Origin of the sequence: Rhodobacter sp. NSM (assembly GCF_052244495.1) — a bacterium.
GTDB lineage: Bacteria > Pseudomonadota > Alphaproteobacteria > Rhodobacterales > Rhodobacteraceae > Cereibacter_A.
The window spans coordinates 476,837-501,095 of record NZ_JBQPXH010000001.1; the positions used below are offsets into that span (position 1 = coordinate 476,837).

A 24,259-nucleotide genomic window follows, 5' to 3' on the forward strand; every position below is an offset into this window, starting at 1 on the left:
GTGCCAGATACTTCCTGTTCTTCCGCCACCTATTCCCCCATTAACTTCTGGAACCCGCCGGATTAGCGTTTCGCGGCGAAGCTTGCCCACCCCTGCGGGAGGCGGCCCGGATTGGATGCTGAGACTGCGGCGCCGGGTCGCCCACCAAGTGCGTGGTGGACGGCTAGACCGGGCAGCGGTGGAACCGCCTCCATACAGCGGAGCAGCCCCAGAGGCTTGGGAAGTCGTTCGAGCTTCCATGGTCCGCGAGGTGAATCCGCCCCGGAGGCTCGAGGGTCGATCAACGTCGCGGCCGGAGGCTGGACTGCGGCTTGACAGCGAGCAGTGGATGCTCCGACCTCCGCGCAATGTGCCGCTGGAGCCAAGCACCATCAGACAGCATAGCGACCCTGCCCGGCGTCTCTGGCATAGCCGATGGCCGCAAAGCACTCCAACGAAGGCCTCACGGAAGCAGGCCTGGCCTGGGCGAAGCGGCGTGCGATTTCCTCAGGGGGTGGCCTCGCCAAGCTCTTCGAGCGCGGAGCGGACGGCGGGCATCTGGTCGGCGAGTTGCTTCGGAAAGGCGGAGCGGGTTGCGCCGTTGGTAGCAGCGAGGGCGAGCTCGGCCTGTTCGGCCTTGGCCGCGGCGGCTGTACCGGCAGGGTTCTGATAGTCGGGGCGGAGCCAGTGGACGAGGCCTTACGCCTCCTCGGCGGCAAGCGCCTCAAGCGTTTCGTATGGATTCTTCATCGCAAATGATTTCAATGGCAGCTTCCATCTTGGCCAGGTGCTCTGCGTCACCTGAGCGGTCCGGTGAGACCTCAGAGTTTTCGTCCTGAAATGCTATGCTGGGATCCTGGGCGAAGTGCTTCCTGAAAAGATGCATCACGTGCGAAACACCTTCCTGAGTTACTTCCCGGCAATCCTGTGCGAAGTATCGACCACGAACATGTGGGCTCGTGATTATTTCGTAAGAAGGGAAGTAGACGCAATCCGTAAATTCCCTGGTGGCCTTCTCTGCGGCAATCCGGAGAACAGCCTTGGAGTACGAGGTGGAAACCAAAACGTGACGCGGCTCGTATGTGGCATTCAGGGGGACTGGCGAAACGGTAAGGATGATTTTCACGTTTGGATTGACCGAACGGATAAAGCTGAGAGAACTAGACAAGTCGGCATATGTCTGTTCCTCGTCAAAATTAATAAACTCAACAGCATTGGCATCATAGATGCCCCCCGCAACTCCCGGGGCCAGCGGATAAACCGCGCCGTCGCGTCGATCTGACCAAGCCTCAGTCAGGCCGAGAGTGAAGACGAAGACGTCCATCTGCTCGATGGCTGCACGAATGCAGCGGAAATGTTGGGCGCGTTCTACTTCGAGCTCCTGATCACTCAGGAAGCCACCCGGCTGGATCTGTGGACGGAACGGGTCGACCACACCCTCACCGTCCGGGAGGGGCCAAGATGTAACGCTGGGCGAGAAGATACCATATGCTCTCTCCAGCAACTGCCGCATTTGTCGGGCTGTGTAAATATTCCCGTAGCGCGCGGAGAACATGCCATAGTTGTGACGTTTGGCTACGGCAGGTCTGATAGCCGGATGTGCCCGCTCAGTGATGAAGTGGTTGAAGCCAGCGGCGGCCATGTGTCCGGCCACGTGCTGGGCGAAACAACTACCTGCCGTTACGAGCCGATCACCTTTATCGATCCGAAACGGAGGTTCAGTGACAGGGTCGAGGCGGCTCGGCTCATCAATGCCCGGTTCCTTTTTCCAGAACTGCATGTCGGGTTTGCCGATGTAGGGGTGCTTCATGGAGAAACGACTGCCTCCTTCTGAATCCTGTCGAGCATTAATGCACCATATTCGGCGTTTGCGTGCGTAGGATCGCTTCCATAATATCTTCTCTTGAGAAAGCCGTTGCCATCTTTGACTTCGTCGCCAAGCTCAATGAATTGCGCGTCGCAGTCATGCGCTATCGACTTGATCGCCGCGGTCTGGGCGAGATAGAGTTGCATCCGCAAGTCGAGCGGAACGGGCTGATCGCCGAGTTTTCCCTCGAATTTGCTCGGGTGTGCTTTAATGAATTCCCAATCGGAGATGGGCGGCGGCGGGTTCAGGTAGAACCTGCGCGCCGTGGGGAAACGTTCGTAAATTGCCAGTATAACCTCTCGGCTGAACGAGGCTTCAAAATTATCCTTGATTAGAGCGAACGGGATAAACCAGCGGCTCTCGTCCTGTGCAGGAGTCGCGCCGGCGGTTATTTGCCCGACCCTGAATGGCCGCGGATTTTCGACAATGCCCAGTATATTGTGCTGATTTCCATTAATGCAGACGCAGACCGCATGGGGCTGGGTTTCCACTCCTCTGCGCCTGTCGATCGTCTCGAGGACCTCGCGAACAGACGGATCCTTTCCCTTTCCCGCCTTTCCTAAGTTGACTATTTCGAAAGTGTCTGTGCCAGCGTTCCTTGCCGCTGCCGAAAGGCAGCCGATGTGGCTATGGCCAACGATGAGTATCCGCTGAGGATTCGGCATGTGAGATATGCTCACTTCGGAAATATTTGCCTTGGGGGTTCCAAAATACTAGCAGAAGCCGTTGCTGCAGACCCTGCGTCCTTTTGCCCAAATTCCGGGAGCGGTCTCGCTAGCCCTCGTCGTTCGCTAGTTGTTTTAACTAGGCTTCAGACCCATTGATTTCAGGCGGTTCGCGTGATTCAGGCCTCGCAAGGAGACCTGACCGATGAGCAACCTCTACTGGCTGTCCCACGCGCAAATGGAGCGCCTGAAGCCGTTCGTCGGGACGACAGTCCACCGGACTGTCGTCTGATCCTCCTCTCTTCCTCTTCCCAAGAGCCATGGCAAGCCATGCGTCCAAGAGCCGGCGCGTCCTGAGCGGCATTATCTTCATCAACCGCAGTGGCTTGCGGTGGTGCGGCGCCCTCAGGGAATACAGTCCGGCCAAGACCCTGTACAACCGCTGGAAGCGTTGGAGCGACAATGGTGTCTTCGCACGGATCATGATGGGTCTGGCCGCCGAGAGGGCCGAGCACAAGATGATCATGATCGACGCGACCTACCTGAAAGCGCATCGCACGGCCTCCAGCCTGTGCGCGAAAAAGGGGGACGTGCGCGTCAGATAGGTCGGACGAAGGGCGGCATGAACACCAAACTGCACGCCGTTGCCGATGCGAAGGGGCGGCCGATCGGGTTCTTCATGTCGGCCGGTCCGGTCAGCGACTACACCGGCGCGGCGGCGCTGCTGGACAGCCTTCCAAAAGCCGACTGGCTTCTGGCCGATCGGGGCTACGACGCGGACTTGCTGCGAGATGCGTTGAAGGACAAAGGGATGAAGGTCTGCATCCCGGGCAGGAAGACCCGCAGGAAGCCGGTGAGGCACGACAAGCGGAGGTACAGGCGCCGCAACCGCATCGAGATCATGTTCGGCCGCCTCAAGGACTGAAGACGCGTCGCCACCCGATACGACCGTTGCCCGGAAACGTTCTTCTCCGCTACCGGAGAAGGTATTCTTTAGGTTGATAAACGACGCAAAGGCGAGTCACGCCATCCCGAGTCCGGTATTCGGTGTGAGCGCCTTCTCCCTTATTAACCCCAATCATTGTCCTTCACTCATGCCAGGGTCCAATGCGCCACATCATCGCCAAGGCTGCCGTTTCGCTTCTCCTCTCCGCCGGCCTCGCCGAGGCCGAGGGCCTGCACTGGACCTATGAAGGCGCGGAAGGGCCGGCCCAGTGGGGGGCGCTCAGTACCGAGTTCGGCGCCTGCGCCTCAGGGCACGAGCAGTCGCCGATCGACCTGAAGGGTGCGGTTACCGCCGCCACCTCGGTTCCGGCGCTTGACTGGAACGCCGATGCCGACTGGACCGTGTCGAACAATGGCCACACCGTCCAGGCCAGCGCATCCAATGGCGGGTCGATGGTCATTGACGGCAAGACATACGAACTTCTGCAGTTCCACCTGCACACGCCGTCAGAGCACGCGATCGATGGCAAGCGCGCGCCGATGGAAGTGCATTTCGTGCACAAGGCGGCCGATGGTGCGCTTGCCGTCATCGGCGTGATGATGGGTGCAGGCGGCGCCAATGAGGCGCTGGACAAGGTCGTCGCAGCAGCGCCCGCCCATGCGGGCGAGGCGCATCTCGGCCCGATCGACTTCGTGAGCCTCTTGCCGTCGGACCGGAGCTTCTTCCGCTATCAGGGTTCGCTCACGACGCCGCCCTGTTCCGAAACCGTGCTCTGGACCGTGATGCAGAGCCAGGTCGCCGTGTCGGATGAAGCGATCTCCGCGTTCTCGCGCCTCTTCGAGATGAACGCCCGCCCGCTGCAGGAAACGCACCGGCGCTTTATCCTCTCGCAGTAACCTGGCCCGCCGGCCAGCGTCCCCTGAGGACAGTGCGTGTCGGGCATGTCCCGGCACTCGGCGCTGCCGAGGCCGGGGACGTTGCTTGGATCAGGACCCCGTCGAGCCCGCAATGCTCGCGGTTTTCCGGACGAGCAGGGGAGAGCCCGACCTGCGAGCAGCCCTTTCCGCCTTCAGAGCACCCGGATGCAATCCCGGAAGCCGCCCGTCGGGGCGACGGTCCGGAAGGGTCTCACCTCATGGCTCCGCTACCCGGGGCGGTTGGATCACGCGGACCTCTGACACCGATCGGTGGCTCCTGACCCTGCACATGGGCGGTCCCACCAGCGGTCCCCGTCATCCGGCCGATCGCGTCAGCCGACAGGTGGTCTCCGGGCGGTCGGTGCCGAGCGTGTCGAGTTGCGACACCTGGTGCAGGAACTCGGCCTGGGGCGAAACCGAGGTCACGATCGGCCCCGACGCGAGCAGGATCGGCTGGCGGAGCTGCCCGTCCCAGTCGCGGTAGGTCAGGGGCTGGCCCTTGAATCCGCCGAGTTCGAAGCTCTCGCCCAGCATGTAGTCCCTGAGCATGGGGAACTCGCCCGATCCGGTGCGGCTCGCCGCCTCGCCGATCGAGCGCAGCGCGAGCCAGACCTGGTAATCCTCCTCGCGAGCAGGGCGATTCGACTGCTTCTCGAAGCGGCTCTGGAATTGCGTGCCGCCCCACATCTCCATGGCCGGATGCCAGGAGACCGGTGTCAGTCCCGCCGAGCCCGCCACGGGGCGCGGCTCCCATGTATGATACGGCAGGTAGTCGGCGAAGACGCCGGTCTCGTCGGCCGCGACCACCACGTCGTGATCGGCGGCGCGCTGGGTGAAGGTCGGGATCTGCGCCTGGATCTGGACGAGGCCGCTGTCGGTCGCCCGCGCGCCGCCGGTATCCTCGAAGGTGCGCTCCTCGACGATCCTCAGGCCGAACTTGTCCGCCGCGCGGCGGTACGCATCGGCCAGTGCGATATCCTCGGGATGACTGCCGGCGATCAGGAACCATTCGTTCCACCGCTTCCAGGCAAGAAACTGCGCGAGCGCATCGGTCATCATCGCGCGCGAGGGCACCGTATGCAGCAGGTTCGCCCGACAGTCGTCATTTCGCAGGGCGTCGTCGGATGCGCGCGCGTTGAACAGCACTGCCCGGTCGCCGGCGGCATCGGCGAGCGCGAGCGTGGTCGAGGCATCGGCCAGTGTCACCACGAACTGCGTGCCGGTGCCGAGGATCTTCTCCAGCTCCGCGACCGCGGTCTCGGGGCTCGCCGTTACCTCCTCGGTCACGAAGCTCTGCCCCATGAACTGCCCGGTGGTTGCATTGTCCGCCGTGGCCAGCCTTCCGCCTGCGAGCCCCAGATCCTCCGGCGGCAGGTCGAGTCGCGAGATCGGAGGTCGGTCGAGTGGCACGTCGATCCTCAGCACGGCCGCGCGGATCTCGACCGGATCCGCGGCCAACGCCGGAGCGGCCATCGCCGCGAGCACGAGGGCAAGGCGCAACCTCATGATGTTCCTCCGTTCCTTCGAACCGTTTCCCGCGAACGGCCTCTCCACCAACATCACCTTTCCGCCTGCTCGAGCGAAGATCATACAAAGGTCGGACGCGGGCAACCGGCAGCCTGAGCCCGTTTGTCCGGATGGAGCCTTCGCTTTGCAAGCGAAACGCGTGTGCAGGCCCGGGTCAGAGTCCAATCGCGGGACCGGCCGGTGTTCCTTGCGGGCACGGGGTAGGCGAGAAACATCGGCCTGCGAACGGGTTGCGGCAGCGGAAGGGGAGAATGGAATCCGCTCCGATGCGTGGGGTTCACGATTGCGCCGAATGCGGGCCTCCACGGGGTGGGAGAAGCGATGGCCAGCCCGACCTTCGTCGACCTGCCCGGTGTGCCCGGGAACGTGATGTCCTCGATCCGCCTCGCGGTCTCGAATGGCGTCCATGCCGCGAAGTCCCTGAAGGCCGTGCCCTTTCCCGGATCGGCGGGCTGAGCGCGGTCGGCCGCTCGAGGCGCCGGGAGCGCGGGGCCGAAGGCGGGCGCGCTCCAAGGCGTCAGCGGGTGCCCGCGAGGAAACATCCGGCGTTCGATGACGCACATCCCCTTGCTCGCAGGAAGGGCTTGGCTGTCGGTTCCGAGCGGGACTCCGCCGGCTCCGGGTCCGGTGCGGCGCAGGATCGCGAAGTGCCGGATGTGACAGGAACACTCTGCGGGCGGGCCGGTTCATGGCACGGGCCGGCAGGACCGGCACAGTTCCGGAGGTACGATGTCACTTCATCAACCACTTCGCGGGCGGGATCCGCAGACGGTCTGGCTTGCATTGGGCGGCATGGCGGCGGCCGCCGCCGGTATCTGGGTGCTGACGCGTGAGCGGGATCGCAACCAGGTGCATTTCCGCCCAGCCGACGACGCACCCGACCATACGCTGCGCGGCGAGGCGCGCGGCGGCAGCACCGTGACCATCGACCGCCCCCGGTCCGAGCTCTTTGCCTTCTGGCGGGATTTCTCGAACCTGCCGAAGTTCATGGAGGGTGTGTCGGACGTTTCTTCGACGGGAGATACCTGCCGCTGGACGATGGAGGGCATCGGCGGGCGCAAGCTGACCTTCGAGACGCGGGTGATGGAAGAGATCCCGGACAGGCTGATCGTATGGGAATCGACCGAAGCCTCCGACGTGAAGGCGAACGGAACGGTCAGCTTTGCCGATGCGCCCGCCGGCCGTGGCACGGAGGTCGAGGCCGTCATCGCCTATGTCCCGCCTTTCGGCGGTTCCACCCTCGCGCGCCTGTTCCGCCTCGCCCCGAAGCTCCGGGGGCGGCACGAGCTCAAGCGCCTGAAGATGCTGATGGAGACGGGCGAGATCGCCACCTCCCGCAACCGGAGAACCTGACCCATGCGCGCACTGACCTGGCACGGTAAGCACGACGTCCGCGTCGAGACCCATCCGGATCCCGAGATCGTCAATCCGCGCGATGCGATCATCGAGGTGACCTCGACCGCAATCTGCGGCTCGGACTTGCACCTATACGACGGGGTGATCCCCGGGCTGCTCGCCGGCGACATTCTCGGCCACGAGTTCATGGGACGCGTGGTCGAGACCGGCCCGAAGAGCACGCTGCAGAAGGGGCAGCGCGTGGTGGTGCCCTTCACCATATCCTGCGGCTCCTGCTACTTCTGCCGGAAGCACCAGTATTCCGCCTGCGACAACTCCAACCCGGTCGAGAAGCAGGACGCGAGCGAGGCGCTCTACGGCCATGCCATGTCCGGGCTCTTCGGCTATTCGCACCTGACGGGCGGCTATCCGGGCGGTCAGGCGGAATATGTCCGCGTGCCCTTTTCCGACGTTGGTCCGATCGTGATCCCGGACGGGCTCGACGATGATCAGGTGCTCTTCCTCTCGGACATCCTGCCCACCGGCTGGATGGCCGCCGACAACGCCGGCATCGAGGAGGGCGACACGGTAGCCGTCTGGGGCTGCGGCCCGGTCGGCCTCTTCGCGATCCAGTCGGCGCTGCTGATGGGGGCGGGCAAGGTCATCGCCATCGACGAATACCCCAGGCGTCTGGCACTCGCCCGCAAGCTCGGCGCCGAGGTGATCGACTTCCGGCAGACCCGCGTGCTCGAGGCGCTGATGGAGATGTCGGGCGGGATCGGCCCGGACGCGGTGATCGATGCCGTGGGGATGGAGGCGCATGGCATGGCGCCCGACACGATCCTCGACAACGTCAAGCAGACCGTGGGCATCGGCGCCGACAGCGCCCATGCGCTGCGCGAGGCGATCATGGCGGTCAGGAAGGGCGGACGCGTCTCGGTTCCCGGCGTCTATGGCGGCTTCCTCGACAAGTTCCCGCTGGGCGCGATGATGGAGAAGGGCCTCGCGGTCAAGACCGGCCAGACGCATGTGCAGCACTATCTCGAGGATCTTCTGCGCCGGATCGGAGAAGGCGAGATCGACACGACCTTCCTCATCTCGCATCGCCTGCCGCTCGAGGATGCCGCGCGGGGCTACGAGAACTTCCGCTACAACCAGAACGAATGGACCAAGGTGGTGCTGAAGCCCGGCACCGAGGTGGCGGCATGACGCTCGCCGTCATCACCGGAGCGTCCAGCGGGATCGGTCTCGAACTGGCGCGGCTGGCTGCGGAGGACGGGTCGGAGCTGATCCTCTGCGCCGACGATCCGCAGCTTCACGAGGTGGAGGAAGACCTGCGAGGGCAGGGCGCGACCGTCACGGCCTGCCTCGCGGACCTTTCGACCGAGGAGGGAGTCGAGGCCCTTCTATCCGCAACGGGCGGACGCGCGGTCGATCATCTGATGGCCAATGCGGGCCGGGGCCTCGGACACGCCTTCCTCGATCAGGACGAGGCCGGCATCGAGGCGGTGATCGCGACGAACGTCACCGCGACCACGCTGCTTCTCCACCGTGTCGCCTGCCGGATGGCCGCGCGCGGCGAAGGCCGCATCCTGATCACCGGCTCGATTGCGGGACTGATGCCTGGCAGCTACCAGGCGGTCTATAATGCGACCAAGGCCTATCTCGACACGCTCAGCTGGGGCATCCGCAACGAACTGGGCGACAGCGGGGTCACCGTCACCTGCCTGATGCCGGGCCCGACCGAGACGGAGTTCTTCCACCGTGCCGGGATGGAGGAGACGCCGGTGGGCCGGTCGGAGAAGGACGACCCCGCGATGGTCGCGCGCACGGGCTACCGCGCGATGAAGCGCGGAGCCTCGGGCGTGACGGCGGGCTTGGCCAACAAGGTGCAGGCGGCGCTTTCCGGCGTGGTGCCGGACAGCGTGCTCGCCATGCTCCACCGCCGCATGGCCGAGCCGGAGGATGCCCGATGACCCTCGCTGTCGTCACTGGCGCCTCGACCGGCATCGGCTATGAACTCGCCCGCTTCGCGGTCGAGGACGGGCATGAGCTGATCATCTGTGCCGACGAGGACGAGATCGAGCACGCGGCCGACAAGCTCCGCCGTCTGGGCGGGAAGGTCGAGGTCGTGCGCGCCGACCTCGCCACCCGAGAGGGCGTCGATACGCTCTGGCGCGCGGTCGAGCGCCGAGAGATCGACCTCTTCTTTGCCAATGCCGGGCGGGCGCTCGGCCATGCCTTCACAGAACAGGACTGGGTCGCGATCCGGCGGCTGATCGATCTCAACGTGCTTCAGACCACGCTGATGCTGCGCCGGGTCGGAGAGAAGATGCAGCGGCGCGGCGCGGGCCGGATCCTCGTCTCGGGCTCGATCGGCGGCTTCGTTCCGGGTCCGTTCGACGCGGTCTACAACGCGACCAAGGCCTATCTCGACAGCCTGACATATGCGCTTCAGGACGAGTGGCGCGACGGGCCGGTGACGCTCACCTGTCTGATGCCGGGGCCGACCGACACGCCGATCTTCACCCGCCCCGAAAACCGGCTGGCCGACAGCCCGATCGCACAAAGCGACCGGCTGGACGACGTGACCACGGTCGCCCGCGCGGGGTATGAGGCGATGATCGCGGGCGAACGCGGCGTCGTGCCCGGCCTGACCAACCGGCTCCTGGCGATGCTGTCCGGCGTGGTTCCCCAGAGCGTTCTGGCGCAGATCCACCGCCTCGGGGCCGAGCCGGACAGGTGAGGGGCCGCCGCCCTGCCGGGCTGGTTAGGCTATATCAACCACACCAGCATCGGGCGCCGCTTCGTCATCACGGCCTTTGTCTTCTTCCTCCTGTCGGGGGTGCTGGGCCTGCTGATGCGGCTGCAACTGGCGCAGCGGCTGAACGAGGTGCTCGCGCCCGAGACCTGCAACCAGTGATGACCGTCCACGGCACGACGATGATGTTCCTCTTCGCCATTCCCGAGATGGAGTCCAACTCGCGCCGCTGAGGGGGAGTGCGCGCAACAAGGCCTTCCTGCGGCTGAACGCCTTCGGCTACTGCGCCCACCTTATCGGGGGACCACCTTCCTTGCCTCGCCGCTCCTCGGCATGGCGCCAGACGCGGGCCGATTCAACTGCATGCCTCTGTCACGGCCGGAGTTCGCCCGGGGCTACGGCATCGACACCCTGACCACGATGATCACCTTCGTCGAGGTCTCGGCGCTGACCGCGGCGGTCGAGCTGATCGTGACCATCTTCGACGTCCGGGCGTCGATGGCAGGGCCCAATTTCGGCACAGTCTGCCTTTGGCGGGAACAGAGCCGCGGACCCGTGGTTCAGAGAGCAAGCCGGACCGGGTCGAGTACGACTTCCGTGCTTCCGCGGTCCGGCTGAAGCAAAGGAGGAAACGCACATGAAACTCATCGTTTCGGGCGCGATCGCTCTTCTCGCGAGTTCTGCAATTCCGGTCGTCGCGCAGGATGCCGGCAGCCAGACCGGGACCATGCCCAGCCAGACCGGCACGATGGCCAATCGGACCGGCACCACGGCCAACGAGACCGGCACCACGGCCGACCAGGCCGGTACCATGACGGCCGAAGACTGGTCGCCGAACGCGCTCTACGCGAGCGGCATGAGTGCCCAGGCCTTCATGAACCAGACTGAAGTCTACGGCTCCACCGGGGATGACATCGGAGATGTCGAGGATCTGGTGATCGGCCCCGACGGGCGCATCCTTTCGGTCATCGTCGAGGTCGGCGGCGTCTGGGACATCGGCGACACCCACGTCAGCGTGCCGTGGGATCAGGTCGAGGTGCGCGACTCCGGGGGGATCACGGTTCCCGTCACCGAGGAAACGGTCGATGACTTCGGCTGATTCGGCGACGACGGAACCGACTGGATTGATGCCGGCAGCGCTCAGGATCAGGTTCTCGAGAATGTGGACGATGCCGAGGTTCAGGGCCGCGCCTGGCGTATCACCGAACTGATCGGTGACACCGCCCGGCTGAGCAACGACCAGCGTTACCGCAACTACGGCTATGTGACGGATGCCATCCTGCAGGATGGCGAGATCAAGGGCGTGGTCGTGCAGCGCGACGCAGCTTATGGCGGGCGCGCCTATCAGGCCTATCCGATGAACGGCTACGGCTGGGGCGGCGGGTGGGACCCGGGATCGGCAAATTACTACATCCCGTTCGACGAGGCGCAGGCGATGGAGCTTGACACCTTCGATTACGGGCAGCTCGGCGACAGCTGACACCGTACGGTCCGGCCATGCGATCGCGGCAGCTGATGCCGCTCATCCGGCAGCGCGAGCGCATACAGCCAATTCGTTTCGATCCGGCCATGCAGAGACGTGGCCGGATCACTTTTTCCTTATGGAGGTGGTCTGCTCGACTTAGCGGAAAATCTTTTCCGTGGCCGAGAGAGGGCAGTGAAGCAGGTTGAGATAGTGCCCTCAGGCGGTCGCGACGATCTCTCCTCGCGCCGGCAGGTCCACGGAAATCGGCTCGCCTGTGACGTGCAAGCTTGGCCGCAAGTTCGCATCGCCGCGCCGGTCAGCCCGGTCCTCGCGCCTTGCGCCCGCCGGGGCCTCAGCGCGGCTGACCCAGCACCAGCAGCATGACCTTCCGGCCGGCGCCGTCCGCCCGCAGGACCGCTCCAATCCGCGTCACCGACGGATCAAGCAGCGTCTCGCGCGTCTCGCCGGCGTTCCAGTCCCGCACGAAGGCCGCCGGATCGCCCTGTGCGGGCTGCGCACCGCAGCCGCCGCAGCTTGCCGCGAGCGTGGCGAGCATCCGCCACTGACCGGCCTCGGCCATGGGGAGAGCCCCTTCGAGGTCGCCCGCGTGGTCGAGCCGAAAATCCTCGATCGTCTCCGGTACGAGGTTGCGCGCCGCCTCCGTGAGCGCGTCGCTCGCCTCGACCGGCGCGTGACCCGCTTCGCGGCGGAGGCGGTTCACGGCCGTGCGGGCGGCGTCAGAGACATCTTCCTGTGCCAGCTCGCCGGCCTCGCCGCGAGCGGTGCCGGGCCCGGCGAAGGTCTGCACGGCGAGCTGAGGTTCCGCGCCGCCACCCGCCATGCCGAAGCCGAACCCGGCGAGGCCCTCACGCAGGATGTTGTCGCGATGCTCCGGGCTGTCCATCCAGCCCTGATGGAGCCGCTTGATGCTGCCCGCATCCGGCCTCGGGCAGCCGCTGCAGCGGGCGATGTTCTCGGCCACGAGCTTGCCTTCGTCTCCGCCTTCAGCGAGATACCGGTCGCGAGCCGTGCCTCCCTCGGGCGATACATGGGCGTAGTAGTCGCGCCGCAGCATGTCATCGGCATGGCGCTGAGCCGCCGCGTCGAGGTCGTCGCGGCGTTGCAGCGGCGGCAGGTCATGGTCCTTCCGCGAGGCGTTCGTCATGTCGAGGGCGCGGCTGCGCAGCGCATCGAGATCCGCCACCTGAGCGAGCGCCGGCGCGGCGCAGGCGAGAAGGGCGGCCGCGGCGAGGATGGGTCTTGCGGGGATCATGGCACCTCCTGCCCGACAACGGAACCGGCGGGGGCATGTTCCTTTCACCGGCGGGAGACTGCTCCTTCCATCGCAAGCGTCGCGAGGTCGCAGGTCATCGGGGCAGAGCATCCCGGCCCGATCGAGAAGGCGGGGGGCTGGAACACTTCGGGTCTGCGAAAGATGTCTCTCGAGGCAAGCGGAGGGTACACGATGAGCGAACCGATGATCTTTGACGGCTGGGCGGGCATCCTCCGCGTGATCGTCGTGGGGCTTGTGTCCTACGTCGCGCTGATCGCCATGCTCCGCGTCTCGGGCAAGCGAACGCTGAGCAAGATGAACGCGTTCGACTTCATCGTCACCGTCGCGCTCGGCTCGACACTCGCGACGGTGCTGCTGAACCGCAGCGTGCCGCTTCTGGAAGGCGTGGCGGCGCTCGCGCTGCTGATCTGCCTGCAATATGCGATCACCTTCGCCTCCGTGCGCTGGCCAGGCTTTCAGGATCTCGTCAAGAGCGAGCCGACGCTCGTCCTTCACGGCGGGAGCTTTCTCGAGGACGCGATGCGCCGCCAGAGGGTGACACGGGAAGAGATCCTCGCAGCCCTCCGCGCCAGCGGTCGCGAGGATCCCGATGCCGTGGGGTCCGTCGTGCTCGAGACCGACGGCAGCCTGTCGGTAATTCCCTGCGGATAGATGCAGCCCGCCAATCCGCGAGCCGGCGTCAGACGAAGGCTTCGCCGGGGTTCGTTCCTTCCGGCTGCACGGCCGCCTGCGCGTGAGTGCCGTTCAGCGACGGAAGAGCTTCACCGCGGGCAGCAGGATCAGGATGATCGCGGCGATCGTGATGGGCGCGGCGATCGGCCGGGTCAGGAAAATGGACGGATCGCCGGAGGAGAGCAGCAGCGACTGGCGGAGCGTCGGCTCCGCGATCGGACCGAGGACGATTGCCAGCACGGCCGGCGCAAGCGGATAGTCGAAGCGGCGCAGGATGAAGGCGCCGATGCCGAAGATCACGATCATCCAGATGTCGAACATGTCCGAGGTTGCGGCATAGCCTCCGACGATGGAGAGCACGAAGATCATCGGCGCGAGGATGGTGAAGGGCATCCTCAGCATCCAGATGAAGACCGGGATGAAGGCGAGGTTGATCAGCAGCGCCGCGACGTTCGAGATGTAGAACGACCCGATCAGGCCCCAGACGAAGCCCGTCTCCTTCACGAAGAGCAAGGGGCCCGGCGTGAGCCCCCAGATCACCATGCCGCCCAGCAGGATCGCGGTTGTGGGCGATCCGGGAATGCCGAGGGTGAGCATGGGAAGCATCGCTCCGGTCGAGGCGGAATTGTTCGCGGATTCGGGAGCCGCCACGCCATCGACATTGCCGCGCCCGAACTCGTGGGGCACGCGCGAGATCATCTTGGTCACGCCATAGGACATCAGCGAGGCAGGCGTGGCGCCTGCCGCCGGAAGGATGCCGACGAAGAAGCCCAGGAACGAGCCGATCGTCATGCCCTTCCAGCCCTGGCGCATCGCCTGCGCCGTGTCCGCCGCCATGACCTTCGCCGTCATCTTCGGCGCCGTCGTCTCGACCTGCCCGCGGGACTGGTCGATGGTCCAGAGCATCTCGCCGATGCCATAGACGCCGATCGCCAGCACCAGGAAGCCGATCCCCTGCAGGAAGCCGGTCATCTCGAACAGGACGAGGCGGGGCGCGCCGGAGATCTGGTCGAAGCCGATGGCCCCCAGCACGAGACCGAAGCAGATCGAGAACACGGTCTTGGGGATATCGTCCCCGCCAAGGCCCACGAAGGTCGCGAAGGCCAGCAGCATCAGGGCGAAGATCTCGGGCGGGCCGAAGGCAAGTGCCACGCTTGCGAGGAGGGGCGCGAAGAGGGTGAAGAGCACGTTCGCGACAGTGCCCCCGACGAAGGAGGCTATCGCCGCCGTCACGAGGGCAAGGCTCGCCCGGCCCTTGAGGGCGAGCGGCCTGCCGTCGAAGGTGGTGGCGACCGCCGTCGACGCGCCGGGAATGCCGAGGGTGATCGACGAGATGGCGCCGCCATACATCGCGCCGTAGTAGATCGCGGCAAGGAAGATGATCGCCGCGCCCGGCGGTACGAGGAAGGTGATCGGCAGCAGGATCGCCACGCCGTTCACCGAGCCCAGCCCGGGCATCGCACCGATGAACAGCCCGACCGACACCCCGATGACGATGAGCATGATGTTCAGCGGCTGGAGCGCGAGCAACATGCCGTCGCCAAGCAGGGAAAGGATGTCCATGTCGCGCGGTGCCCTAGTACAGGAGTTCGTAGAGGAGATCGAAGACAGGATCGGTGAAGGGCAGACCCGACGGCATGGTGATCTGCATGGCGCCCTCGAAGAAGAAGAAGAAGGCCAGCGGCGTCACGAGCGCAATCGCCAGACTGAGCCAGAGGGAATGTCGCCCAAGAAAGCGCAGGTAGTAGAACAGGAAGACGGCGATGGCGCCGTACATCGAGATGACCTCGATCAGGCCCACGAAGACGACGAGCCCCCCGCCCACGAGGCCGAGCATCCGCCAGCTCCGGGCGTCGAGGAACGGCTCGTCCGATTGCGACGGCGGACTGGTCCGTCGCCACCAGTTGAAGGCGATGAAGCCGCAGCAGACCAGCATGATCCCCGAGAGCCAGAAGGGCCAGGCGCCTCCGCCGGGGCCGCGCCCGGACACGTATCCGGTGGGCAACTCCGCGCTCTTCCACATCAGATAGATGGAGAAGGCCGCGAGAAGGCCCGCCAGAAGGATCTCGCCCATGCGCATTCCCGCTCTCCCCCGATGGGATCCGGTAGATTCCGGACCTCAGTTTTCCAGACTGCCGAGGAGCTTGCGGTGGTTCTCGACCTGCTTTTCCCAGTAGGCCCGCTGCTCGTCGGCATTCATCCAGAGCGGCGAGAGGCTCTCGGACTCCAGATAGGCCTGCCACTCGTCGCTTTCGTAGATCCGCGTGAAGACCTCCCTGTGGTAGGCGGCGGCCTCCTCGGACATGCCGGGCGCACCGACCACGGCGCGCTGGTTGTAGTAGGAGAAGTCGTGGCCCATCTCGCGCAGCGTCGGCACGTCCGGATAGGCCGGCAGCCGCTCGTCCGAGAAGGCGAGGAGCGGGACCACGCTTCCCGCCTCGTAGAAGCCCTTGGCTTCCGCCGGATTGTTCACCGTGGCCATCACCTGCTTGCCGGCGAGGTCACGGGCGACCGCGCCGCCGCCGTCATAGGGGATATACTTGATCTTCAGGTCGTAGGCATCCGCCATGTAGGCGATGACGATGGAGTCCTCCTGTCCCATCCCGGTGCCGCCCATGACGTACTCGCCATTTGCAGCGCGCACCTCCTCGACGAACTGGTCGAAGCTGGTGATGCCCGAGTCCTTGTGGACCCAGAGGACGAAGGGATCGGCCCCCATCATCGCGACCGGCGTGAAGGTCTGGACGTCGATCCCGAGGTTCTCCTGCCGGAGCGGAGTGGTGAAAAAAGAATTCAGCGTCACGAGCAGCGTGTGGTCGGGATCCGAGGCGCCCTTGACGTGAAGCAGTGCCTCGGCCCCGGAACCACCCCCGCGGTTTGTCGGCACGAGGGGCCGGCTCATCATGTCGTAGCGTTCCGCGACGGACTGGATGAAGCGCGCGATCTGGTCGGCGCCCCCTCCGGGGCCTGCCATGATCGTGAAGTCTATCGGACGCCTCGGCTTCCAGTCCTGCGCCAGTGAAGGCATGGGCAGGAGCGCAATCAGCGCCGAGAAGGTCATCTGCACAAATACGCGCTTCGTGATCGGCATCGTAGGTCCTTTCCTCTCGGGAATGCGGAATGGCTTAAGGATCTTCAACCGCTGCGACGAACTTGAGACACTATATTGCGCAAGTCAGACTTCAAGAAGCATTTTGTTTCGTGGCGAAAAAACCGGTCAATGCGCCATGACGACGGGGATCGGAGCCGTGTCCACGACGCTCTGCGTGTTGCCTCCGAAGAACATCTCGCGTTCGTGGCTGTGCCCGTAGGCACCCATCAGCAGCAGGCCGGCGCCCACCTCCGCGGTCTTCTCCAGCAGCGCCGCGCCGGGGTTGCGGGACTCGAAGCGATGCGCCTCGGCCGCGATGCCCCTGAGCCTGTAGTATTCGAGCAGCCCCTCGGTCGTGGCCCCGCGCGGCTCGCCGCTGCCGCCCGCCAGGATCGCGACCCGCTCTGCCGCGGCCGCGATGTCGAGGGTCAGTGCGACTACGCGCGCCGCCTCCAACGAGCCGTTCCATGCCACGGCGACCCGCGCGCTGAAGTCGGCACGCGCGCCGCCCGGAGGACACATCAGCACGGGCCTGCCCGTGGTGAACAGGGCCGACTTGAGCGCGTTGGTGCCAAGGCTCCGATCCCGGTCGGGCCGTGTCACAACGATAATGTCCGCGAGGCGTCCGATGTGCTTGATGACATCGGCCATCGGGCCGAACTCCTCGACGAACTCGACCGTCGCGCGCTCTCCGTCCGGATGCTCGGTTTCGGTGAGGTCGAGATCCCGGGCCCTCTGACGCAAGGTTTCGCGCAGGGCCACTTCCTCCTGCACCGCCAGTTCGACGGCCTGTGACAGGATCGTCTTGCGTGCGAAGGCAGGTAGCAGCGTGCTGTAGGGCAGCATGTCCTCCGGCCGGGCGCGGCAGTGCGCCACGACGACATGCGCTCTGTGGCGCCGTGCGAGCTGCGCGGCATGGGCCAGCGCGGGCTCTCCCGCCCCATCGATGCCCACGGGCACGAGGATTCTTGCAAGCATACCCTGTCCTCCCCTGTCCGCGGCGTTCGGCCGATCCCGCGCCTCAAGCAGCGGAAGGCGCTGAAAAAGCAGTCCACCGGACTGCACCGCGTGATGCACGGTAGCATCGCGGCCCGGCTTTCGCCAACAAGGAGCCGAAACCTCCTCAAGAGATTGGGTCAGACGGCCGCCTGCGTCCGAGGCCGGGTGAAAGACATTGGGTCCACTCGGCTTGGGGAGAAACGCGCTTCCAGCGGCCACGGGGCGAGGTCAGCGTTCCCGTCCCGCGTGGGGAGGTGGGCTGATGCGGGGAGGATTCCCTCTCCAGATACGGAGGACCGGGGCACTCAGCCCAGCCTCGGCGGCTGGCGAACGATGTGTCATCGGCTGCCGATCCAGCGCGATCCGCATGTGGGCCGGGCCATCGCGAGCACGTTCTGCCGACCCGACGGCAGCCTCCTGTGGCCGCCGGAACGGCTGGCGTCGACCATGTAGTCAGCGCGGCCGGAACGGCGAGGCCGTCACCCAACCTTCAGGGGCCCACGAAGGGGCGGATCGCATTGGCCGGCTCGGCTGTGGTCGGGACGTTCAGGCTCGTGCCCGATGGCTCGACAATTTGCACGGGCTTCGGGTTTGACGCCGGCCGCTCCGGCCTCGTTGTCGACGAAACGCTCCGGCGCCGCCGGGTCGAGAATGACGGCCATTACCTTCGTGATGGCCCACACCGGTACCGAACGCCGGCGGGATCGCCCCGCCGTGTCATCTCCGCCGGATGCAGGCGGATCATTCCGCCTGCATCTGCTGCTTTCGGGCGGCTATGACGCCGCGATAGGCCCGGAGCGTCGTCGGGACGAAATCCTTGGCTTCGCCGCCGGCCACCTGGCGGGCGCATGCAGGGTCGGTCTCGTGCAGGCGTGCCGTGGCCGGGACGACCGTGTCGCGAACCTCCTGCGGAACGGCGCGCCTGATGACGAGGGGCCCCTCCGGGATCATGCGCGACTGCCACAGCATCACGAGGTCCGACATGCGAACCAGCCCGGCGTCGGCCGCCTTGCGGAAGGCGCCGGAACTGAACCCCTCCTCCCAGGTGCCGATGCCGTCGCCGGAACTCACCCCCGCGGCAAAGCGGCCCTCGGCGACGCCGACGATGGTCTTCTCGTGGCCGCCCGAGAACGGGGTCTCGGCAAAGTACTCCGACAGGTTGCCCAGTTCCTGCGCAAGCTCGGCCGAGGGAATGAGATAGCCGGAGGTGGAATCCGGTTCGCCGAAGGCGAAGACCTTTCCGCGTGCATCCGCGATGGTCTTCATCCCCGACTCCCGGCGTGCAAAGGCATAGGAGAAGTAGCCGGTCAGGCCGGCCTTGTTCTGCTTGGTCAGCGTCACGTCCACGGCATCCGGGTTCTCCAGGTGGATGCGCGCGAACGACGAGGCGCCAAGCCAGGCCATGTCGACGGAGCCTGCCAGAAGCCCTTCGATGATCCCGTCATAGCTGGAGCTGGTGATCAGCCGGACCGGAACGCCAAGCGATTTCTCCAGAAGCGACCGGTAACATTCGTTGGCCGCGATTGCCGTCTCCGGATCCTCGCCGCCTGCAAGGCCGAGGCGGAACTCCGCAGGTTCGGCACCATGACCGGCGCCCGTGGCGACGGCGGTGCCCAGGACGGCGGCAAGGATGCCCTGCATCAGGCGCGGCGCTCCGGCGCGGACGAGGGACTCAAGCAGCGTCACGACGCCCGCCTTTCGGTTCAAGGCCACGCTCGTCCTCCGAGGCGTCCAGTTCGAAGGCGTACCCGCCCTGCAGGGCGTCGGAAGACGCTGCTGCGGCCATCGGGCCTGTCGCCTCTGCCTCGTCGCGATCGATCCGGAAGTAGCCCATCATCTGCTGGAGCGTTCCGGCCTGGCCGGACAGGAGGTCGGCGCTCGACGCCAGTTCCGTCGCCGCGGATGAGGTCTGCTGTGTCACGCTGTCGAGCTGCTGGATCGCCGTCGCCACCTGCTGCGCGCCAAGAGCGAGTTCGCGCGAGGCGACCGAGATGCCGGTCACCAGGGTCGATGTCCTGTCGATGTCCGGAACGAGCTCGTCCAGCATCTGGCCCGCCGTTGTGGCGGTCCGGACGGTCCGAACCGACAGGCCGGAGATGTCTTCGGCTGCGGTCCGGCTGCGCTCGGCAAGCTTGCGGACCTCGGCGGCCACCACCGCAAAGCCGCCGCCGTGTTCGCCGGCCCGCGCGGCCTCCACAGCGGCGTTCAGGGCAAGAAGATCGGTCTGGCGCGCTATCTCCTGCACGACCATGATCCGGTCCGCAATCGACTGCATGGCCTCGACCGCCTCGCCGACCGCCGCACCGGAGCTGCGCGCCCGCACGGCCGCCTCGCGCGCGATGACCTCGGTGGCGCTGGCATTCTCGGCCGTCTGTCGAATGTTGGCGGTCATCTGCTCGACCGAAGCCGATGCTTCCTCGGTGGCGGAGGCCTGCTCCTGCGCGCCTTGCGACAATTGCTCCGCGGTGGCGGCCATGGCCGAGCTTCCGGTCCCGACCTGACGCACGGTGTTGGCGACGACGCCCGTGACCTCACGCAGTTTCAGCACCATCCGGTTGCTCGACTCGATGAGCGTGCCGATCTCGTCGCCGGAAGTCAGGTGCGAGGTCTGGCGCAGGTCGCCCTCGGCAGTCCTTGCCGACAGGGCCACTGCCTGCTTCAGCCCGAGCATGATGGAGCGGATGATCCAGAAGGCCGAAGCCCCGCCAAGCGCGGCCGCCATCCCGAGGGCCACGACAAGGATGCGGATGGCCTTGTGGTTGGCTGTCTCTGCGGAGGAAACGGCATCGGCCACATCTGCAGCCCGCTCTTCGCGGAACTGGTTCAGGAGTTTCGAACGTTCCGAGCGGCTGGCGTCGGAGGCTGGATCGTGCAGGATGTTTGCCGCTCCGCCGAGGTCATAGAGCTTCGATCGCGCCATCGCCTGATCGTTGCGCTGCGATCCTTCGGCGTTGAGCTCGCCGATCCGGTTGAGCGCCTTCAGCTCGTCCGGGTCGGAGACCAGCCCCTGCAGTTCCGCCAGAAGTGCATCCCGTTCCTTCCGCGCCGCGACGAACGCCTGTTCGTATTTCTCCAGAGCGCCTTCCTCGGTCGCGATCATGTGGTCCCGGAGCGAAGCGGATTCGCGCTGCTGCTCGGAGATCATGCGCTCCGTCAGCAGGGCGACCGAGAAATCGACCTTCGCGATGTGCTGGAGCCGCGCCTCCATCGCACCGAACTCCTTGATGGCAATGCCGATGGAGAGCGCGAACAGCAGGAAGATCCCGGCGAAGATGGCGGTCAACTTGAACTTGATGGACATGCGCGCCCATTCCTCCTTGGGACGAACGGCATCAGCGATGCGCGGACGACGTTAAGGGGGCGCGATCGGCGTCCCCACTCTGCTTCCGTTAACCATTACCGGAACGAGCCCCGGAAAGCGGTGCCGCGAGAGTTTGGCGATGGACCTCATAGGAACAGGAGCCCATCCATCGGCATGCGTCGCGGCTGGCGGGCGGACGGCCTCGCAACCTGTCCATGTCCTTCGACGTGCATGGTCGATCCCGGGGATGCTGCGGGAGGCGGGCGCCTCGGGCGGCTGCCCGCCTGAGCGTCGCCGCGATGGAACCCGCTGAAGATCATCGCGCGCTTCCGGAAGGTTCTCCTCGCGGAGCGGCGCGATCTCGAGCCCGCGGGGCGATCATCCGGGCGCTGCGGATCGCGTCATGCTCCACGATACGTCCTGCTCCCGGGAGCGGCTCGCCGACCTTGCCGCCATGCGCGGGGGCGACCGTCCGCGGGTTCCCGCACCCTTGCCGGATCCGGTTGATGAGCCGGATCGGGGAACCGAAACGGCGGTTCCGGCGCTTCACCTGTAGTTGAAGCCAAGCCGGAGCCCCAGATGGAAAAGCCGAGGTTCGATCCGCCGCCCCTTTCGATTGCCCTGGTGCCGGTGCTCCTGACGCTGGGCCTGCTGGCGCTGCAGCTGTTCTATTTCGGCGACTTCACCCCGCATATACCGCTGGTCATCGGGCTGGCCATCACCGGCCTTGTCGGCGTCCTGCGCGGTCAGACATGGCTCGATATCCGCGAGGGCGTCTTCCACGTCATCCATGTCTCGATGCCGTCCCTGTCCGTTCTGATCGTGGTGGGCATGATCATCGGCGTCTGGATCGCCTCGGGGACGGTTCCGACCCTGATCTACTACGGGCTCACGCTCCTGAACCCGTCGATCTTCCTGGCAGCGGCCATGATCCTCTGTTCGGTGGTCTCGCTGTCCCTTGGCACCAGCTGGGGCACGGTCGGAACGGTGGGTCTGGCCCTGATGGGGATCGGCGCGGGCTTCGGCATTCCGGCCTACTGGACGGCAGGGGCAGTGGTCTCGGGCGCCTTCTTCGGCGACAAGATCTCGCCCCTGTCCGACACCACCAACCTTGCGCCTGCCGTGACCGGCGTGAACATCTTCGACCATATCCGCAACATGTTGCCCACGACGGTGCCCGCAATGCTGATCGCGCTGGTGGCCTATCTGGCGGCCGGCTACGCGCTGATGGGCTCCGGCGAGGCTTCCTTCGGCGCCATCGAGCGCATTACCGTGGAACTCGACCAGCGGTTCGAGATCGGCCTCGTGCCGCTCCTGCCCGCTCTGGTCGTCGTGGCGCTGGCACTGAAGCGCAAGCCGCCGCTGCCCTCGCTCTTCGCGGGGGTGCTGGTGGGGGCGCTGATCGCGATCTTCCAGCAGGGCGCTGGCGTGCATGATGTCTTCACCTACGCCCAGTCGGGTTATGCCATCGAGACCGGGGTTGCCGAGATCGACAGCCTGCTGAACGCAGGCGGCATCCAGTCGATGATGTGGACGATCTCTCTCATGCTGATCGCGCTCGGCTTCGGCGGCGCGCTTGAACGAACGGGCTGCCTGGAGGCGATCATCACGGCGATCATCGCCCGGGTGAAGTCCTTCGCGGCGGTCCAGAGCTCGGCCATCGCCACCGCCTTTGCGACCAATCTGGTGGCGGGCGATCCCTATATCTCCATCGCGCTTCCGGGGCGGATGTATTCGCCGCTCTATCGTGGCATGGGCTACTCGACGCTGAACCTCAGCCGCGCGGTCGAAGAGGGCGGAACGCTGATGAGTCCGCTGATCCCGTGGAATGCCGGAGGCGCCTTCGTGATTTCGGCGCTGGGACTGGGCATCATGTCGGGCGAGTTGCAGAACCTGCTCTACATCCCGCTCGCTTTCGCCTGCTGGACGGCGCCGGTGATCGGGGTCTTCTACGCCGTGACCGGTCTCTTCTCGCCGCGCGCCACCGATGACGAACGCGCCGGCTGGGAGAAATCGTCCGAGGACGTCATGGATCTGGAAGATCATGCTCTTGCCGACAGCAGGGCCTGACGACATGGACACTCGGCGGCGCCGCAATCTGTTCGGGCACTACCGCCGAAGCCCGAGGCGGCGCGTTCACATGGCTCCCTGAGCGAGCATCTGGACCGATGTGGGGCAACAATCTGACCCAAGCTGCCCGTCGAGAGTGTCGCGACCGATATCTGCAGCCACGCCACGGGACTGGCGTGGTTGCTGCAACTGTCTCTACTTCCGGCGGGATGGAGCCGGAGGGTATGTGCGGCCCCGATCGGTCGAGCAGTGAAGTGACAACTGCCCGAGACGTGGGTGCCCGGCGGCCCGAAGGCCGCCGGAGTGCAAGGCTCAATAGGCCACGCGCTTGTAGTAGCGGCGCGTGACAAGCGGGTGGTCGCGCATCACCTCGAGATGAGCGCTCAGACGCTCCATCAGCGTGGCCATCACCGCGGGCGAGATCAGCGCGCGCACCTCCGGCGAGAGCGTCTGCGGGCAGTAGTCGGCCGTCGAGATCACCGTCAGCCGGTCGGTATATTGACGCGCGAACTGCGCCACACGCTCGGCCAGCGGATCGTAGGCGTCCTCGCCGCGGAACAGCACGAGGCTCACCCCCGGCTCGATCAGCTCGAGCGGGCCGTGGAAGAAGTCCGACGCATGGACCGGCCGGGTGCGGATCCACTGCATCTCCTCGAGGATGCAGGTCGCGTAATAGAGCGCCTCGGGCCACATGTTCCCGGCGCCGGTGAACATGTGATAGTCGGCGCCTGCGATGATGCGCGCATGATCCTCGGCCTTGGGCTCGAAGGCCTTCTTGGCCGCGACGAGCGCCGCGGGAACCGTCTGAAGCTCGGCCACCAGCGCGTCGTAGTTGTCGATCTCGCCGCGGGCCTTCATCACCGAGAGCGCCACGAGCAGCGACTGGAGGTAGAAGCTCTCGGACGAGGTGTCGTCCTCGGCGAAGTTGACGAGCGCGGGGTTGCCGCCGAGGCCGAGTGGCGTATCGGCATGGCCCACCAGCGTGATGATTTTGGCGCCCACTTCCTTCAGCTTGCCGAGCATGGCCACGCTCTCCTTCGTGGTCCCCGAGAGCGAGGGCATCACCACGATGGACTTGTCGGTGAGATTGGCCGAGCCGGTCAGGATCAACTCCGCCGGATAGTCCTTGAAGGTCGGGAAGCCCGAGCGACGGTGCAGCAGCTGGACGGCGGGCTCCATCAGATAGGCCACGCCGCCGGTGCCGAGGAAATAGAGGTTGGTCGCGCCCGCCGCGATGGCCGCGCCGATCTCGGCGTCGATCCGCGGCGCGAGCGCAACGGCGCCCGACTGGATGCGGAGGAAGCGGTCCTCGTTGAAATTTAGCATGTCTGATCCTCTTGGTTTCGCCCCTCGGGGCAGGTGTGTGGGGC

Annotated in this window: 23 protein-coding genes and 1 pseudogene; 13 read left to right on the forward strand and 11 right to left on the reverse strand. The window is 65.7% G+C overall.

The genetic code is table 11. The annotated features are described in order from the left end of the window. The first annotated feature begins 414 nt into the window (after positions 1 to 414). Positions 415 to 738 carry a hypothetical protein gene (locus ACTVZP_RS02220; RefSeq protein WP_443210449.1) on the forward strand — a complete coding sequence of 108 codons (324 nt, stop codon included), beginning with the start codon at positions 415 to 417 and terminating at the stop codon, positions 736 to 738. Here the strand turns inward: ACTVZP_RS02220 and ACTVZP_RS02225 are convergent. After that, the gene (locus ACTVZP_RS02225) at positions 704 to 1,789 is read right to left on the reverse strand and encodes a GSCFA domain-containing protein (RefSeq protein WP_443210450.1); all 1,086 of its coding nucleotides are present in this window, start codon (positions 1,787 to 1,789) and stop codon (positions 704 to 706) included. The two genes, ACTVZP_RS02220 and ACTVZP_RS02225, sit on opposite strands and share 35 nt — an antisense overlap. Continuing rightward, positions 1,786 to 2,511: a hypothetical protein gene (locus tag ACTVZP_RS02230; RefSeq protein ID WP_443210451.1), complete on the reverse strand. Its 726-nt coding sequence runs from the start codon at positions 2,509 to 2,511 to the stop codon at positions 1,786 to 1,788. The genes ACTVZP_RS02225 and ACTVZP_RS02230 overlap by 4 nt, the downstream gene beginning before the upstream one ends. Positions 2,512 to 2,716: 205 nt before the next feature. Between ACTVZP_RS02230 and ACTVZP_RS02235 the strand changes: the two are divergent. Both ACTVZP_RS02235 and ACTVZP_RS02240 read left to right on the forward strand, forming a co-directional pair. Continuing rightward, a pseudogene (locus ACTVZP_RS02235) lies at positions 2,717 to 3,433 on the forward strand (IS5 family transposase); the annotation flags it as partial. Positions 3,434 to 3,618: 185 nt separating this feature from the next. Continuing rightward, positions 3,619 to 4,353 (forward strand): carbonic anhydrase, encoded by a 735-nt coding sequence (locus tag ACTVZP_RS02240; RefSeq protein WP_443210452.1) that lies wholly within the window; start codon positions 3,619 to 3,621, stop codon positions 4,351 to 4,353. A 336-nt stretch (positions 4,354 to 4,689) separates the two neighbouring features. Here ACTVZP_RS02240 and ACTVZP_RS02245 read toward each other — a convergent pair whose 3' ends face one another. Beyond that, positions 4,690 to 5,880: an ABC transporter substrate-binding protein gene (locus tag ACTVZP_RS02245; RefSeq protein WP_443210453.1), complete on the reverse strand. Its 1,191-nt coding sequence runs from the start codon at positions 5,878 to 5,880 to the stop codon at positions 4,690 to 4,692. Positions 5,881 to 6,222: 342 nt separating this feature from the next. Here ACTVZP_RS02245 and ACTVZP_RS02250 point away from each other — a divergent pair, with 342 nt between their 5' ends. The 8 genes from ACTVZP_RS02250 to ACTVZP_RS02285 all read left to right on the forward strand — a co-directional run bounded on the left by ACTVZP_RS02250 (position 6,223) and on the right by ACTVZP_RS02285 (position 11,477). Next, a complete protein-coding gene (locus ACTVZP_RS02250; RefSeq protein ID WP_443210454.1) occupies positions 6,223 to 6,357 on the forward strand; it encodes a hypothetical protein in 135 nt (44 codons plus the stop codon). A gap of 273 nt (positions 6,358 to 6,630) precedes the next feature. Then, on the forward strand, positions 6,631 to 7,254 hold the full coding sequence (locus ACTVZP_RS02255; protein WP_443210455.1) for an SRPBCC family protein: 624 nt from the start codon (positions 6,631 to 6,633) through the stop codon (positions 7,252 to 7,254). Between the two features lie 3 nt (positions 7,255 to 7,257). Then, positions 7,258 to 8,445 (forward strand): zinc-dependent alcohol dehydrogenase, encoded by a 1,188-nt coding sequence (locus tag ACTVZP_RS02260; RefSeq protein ID WP_443210456.1) that lies wholly within the window; start codon positions 7,258 to 7,260, stop codon positions 8,443 to 8,445. Continuing rightward, the gene (locus ACTVZP_RS02265; RefSeq protein ID WP_443210457.1) at positions 8,442 to 9,212 is read left to right on the forward strand and encodes an SDR family NAD(P)-dependent oxidoreductase; all 771 of its coding nucleotides are present in this window, start codon (positions 8,442 to 8,444) and stop codon (positions 9,210 to 9,212) included. Before ACTVZP_RS02260 ends, ACTVZP_RS02265 begins: the two co-directional genes overlap by 4 nt. Continuing rightward, complete coding sequence (locus ACTVZP_RS02270) at positions 9,209 to 9,982, forward strand: SDR family NAD(P)-dependent oxidoreductase (RefSeq protein ID WP_443210458.1); 774 nt, start codon at positions 9,209 to 9,211, stop codon at positions 9,980 to 9,982. The genes ACTVZP_RS02265 and ACTVZP_RS02270 overlap by 4 nt, the downstream gene beginning before the upstream one ends. A gap of 378 nt (positions 9,983 to 10,360) precedes the next feature. Beyond that, complete coding sequence (locus ACTVZP_RS02275; protein ID WP_443210459.1) at positions 10,361 to 10,615, forward strand: hypothetical protein; 255 nt, start codon at positions 10,361 to 10,363, stop codon at positions 10,613 to 10,615. A 19-nt stretch (positions 10,616 to 10,634) separates the two neighbouring features. Beyond that, positions 10,635 to 11,096, forward strand: coding sequence for a PRC-barrel domain-containing protein (locus tag ACTVZP_RS02280; RefSeq protein ID WP_443210460.1), 462 nt, complete (start codon positions 10,635 to 10,637; stop codon positions 11,094 to 11,096). Positions 11,097 to 11,159: 63 nt separating this feature from the next. Then, positions 11,160 to 11,477, forward strand: coding sequence for a hypothetical protein (locus tag ACTVZP_RS02285; protein ID WP_443210461.1), 318 nt, complete (start codon positions 11,160 to 11,162; stop codon positions 11,475 to 11,477). A gap of 337 nt (positions 11,478 to 11,814) precedes the next feature. On the opposite strand, the gene ACTVZP_RS02290 is transcribed toward ACTVZP_RS02285, so the two are convergent. Then, on the reverse strand, positions 11,815 to 12,735 hold the full coding sequence (locus ACTVZP_RS02290) for a CAP domain-containing protein (RefSeq protein ID WP_443210462.1): 921 nt from the start codon (positions 12,733 to 12,735) through the stop codon (positions 11,815 to 11,817). A 192-nt stretch (positions 12,736 to 12,927) separates the two neighbouring features. On the opposite strand from ACTVZP_RS02290, the gene ACTVZP_RS02295 reads away from it, so the two are divergent. Further along, positions 12,928 to 13,407 carry a DUF421 domain-containing protein gene (locus ACTVZP_RS02295; protein ID WP_443210463.1) on the forward strand — a complete coding sequence of 160 codons (480 nt, stop codon included), beginning with the start codon at positions 12,928 to 12,930 and terminating at the stop codon, positions 13,405 to 13,407. A gap of 93 nt (positions 13,408 to 13,500) precedes the next feature. Here the strand turns inward: ACTVZP_RS02295 and ACTVZP_RS02300 are convergent, their stop codons facing one another. The 6 genes from ACTVZP_RS02300 to ACTVZP_RS02325 all read right to left on the reverse strand — a co-directional run bounded on the left by ACTVZP_RS02300 (position 13,501) and on the right by ACTVZP_RS02325 (position 20,819). Further along, positions 13,501 to 14,991, reverse strand: coding sequence for a tripartite tricarboxylate transporter permease (locus tag ACTVZP_RS02300; protein WP_443210464.1), 1,491 nt, complete (start codon positions 14,989 to 14,991; stop codon positions 13,501 to 13,503). 13 nt (positions 14,992 to 15,004) lie between these two features. After that, positions 15,005 to 15,508, reverse strand: coding sequence for a tripartite tricarboxylate transporter TctB family protein (locus tag ACTVZP_RS02305; RefSeq protein ID WP_443210465.1), 504 nt, complete (start codon positions 15,506 to 15,508; stop codon positions 15,005 to 15,007). A gap of 39 nt (positions 15,509 to 15,547) precedes the next feature. Then, positions 15,548 to 16,519, reverse strand: a complete 972-nt coding sequence (locus ACTVZP_RS02310) for a Bug family tripartite tricarboxylate transporter substrate binding protein (RefSeq protein ID WP_443210466.1) — start codon at positions 16,517 to 16,519, stop codon at positions 15,548 to 15,550. A 126-nt stretch (positions 16,520 to 16,645) separates the two neighbouring features. After that, positions 16,646 to 17,497, reverse strand: coding sequence for a universal stress protein (locus tag ACTVZP_RS02315; RefSeq protein ID WP_443210467.1), 852 nt, complete (start codon positions 17,495 to 17,497; stop codon positions 16,646 to 16,648). Positions 17,498 to 18,259: 762 nt separating this feature from the next. After that, positions 18,260 to 19,231: a phosphate/phosphite/phosphonate ABC transporter substrate-binding protein gene (gene phnD, locus ACTVZP_RS02320; RefSeq protein WP_443210468.1), complete on the reverse strand. Its 972-nt coding sequence runs from the start codon at positions 19,229 to 19,231 to the stop codon at positions 18,260 to 18,262. Beyond that, positions 19,191 to 20,819, reverse strand: a complete 1,629-nt coding sequence (locus tag ACTVZP_RS02325; protein ID WP_443210469.1) for a methyl-accepting chemotaxis protein — start codon at positions 20,817 to 20,819, stop codon at positions 19,191 to 19,193. Before ACTVZP_RS02325 ends, phnD begins: the two co-directional genes overlap by 41 nt. 579 nt (positions 20,820 to 21,398) lie before the next feature. Between ACTVZP_RS02325 and nhaC the strand changes: the two genes are divergently transcribed. Beyond that, a complete protein-coding gene (nhaC, locus tag ACTVZP_RS02330) occupies positions 21,399 to 22,889 on the forward strand; it encodes a Na+/H+ antiporter NhaC (protein WP_443210470.1) in 1,491 nt (496 codons plus the stop codon). A gap of 312 nt (positions 22,890 to 23,201) precedes the next feature. Here nhaC and ACTVZP_RS02335 read toward each other — a convergent pair whose 3' ends face one another. Next, positions 23,202 to 24,215, reverse strand: coding sequence for an SIS domain-containing protein (locus tag ACTVZP_RS02335; RefSeq protein ID WP_443210471.1), 1,014 nt, complete (start codon positions 24,213 to 24,215; stop codon positions 23,202 to 23,204). Positions 24,216 to 24,259: the final 44 nt, after the last annotated feature.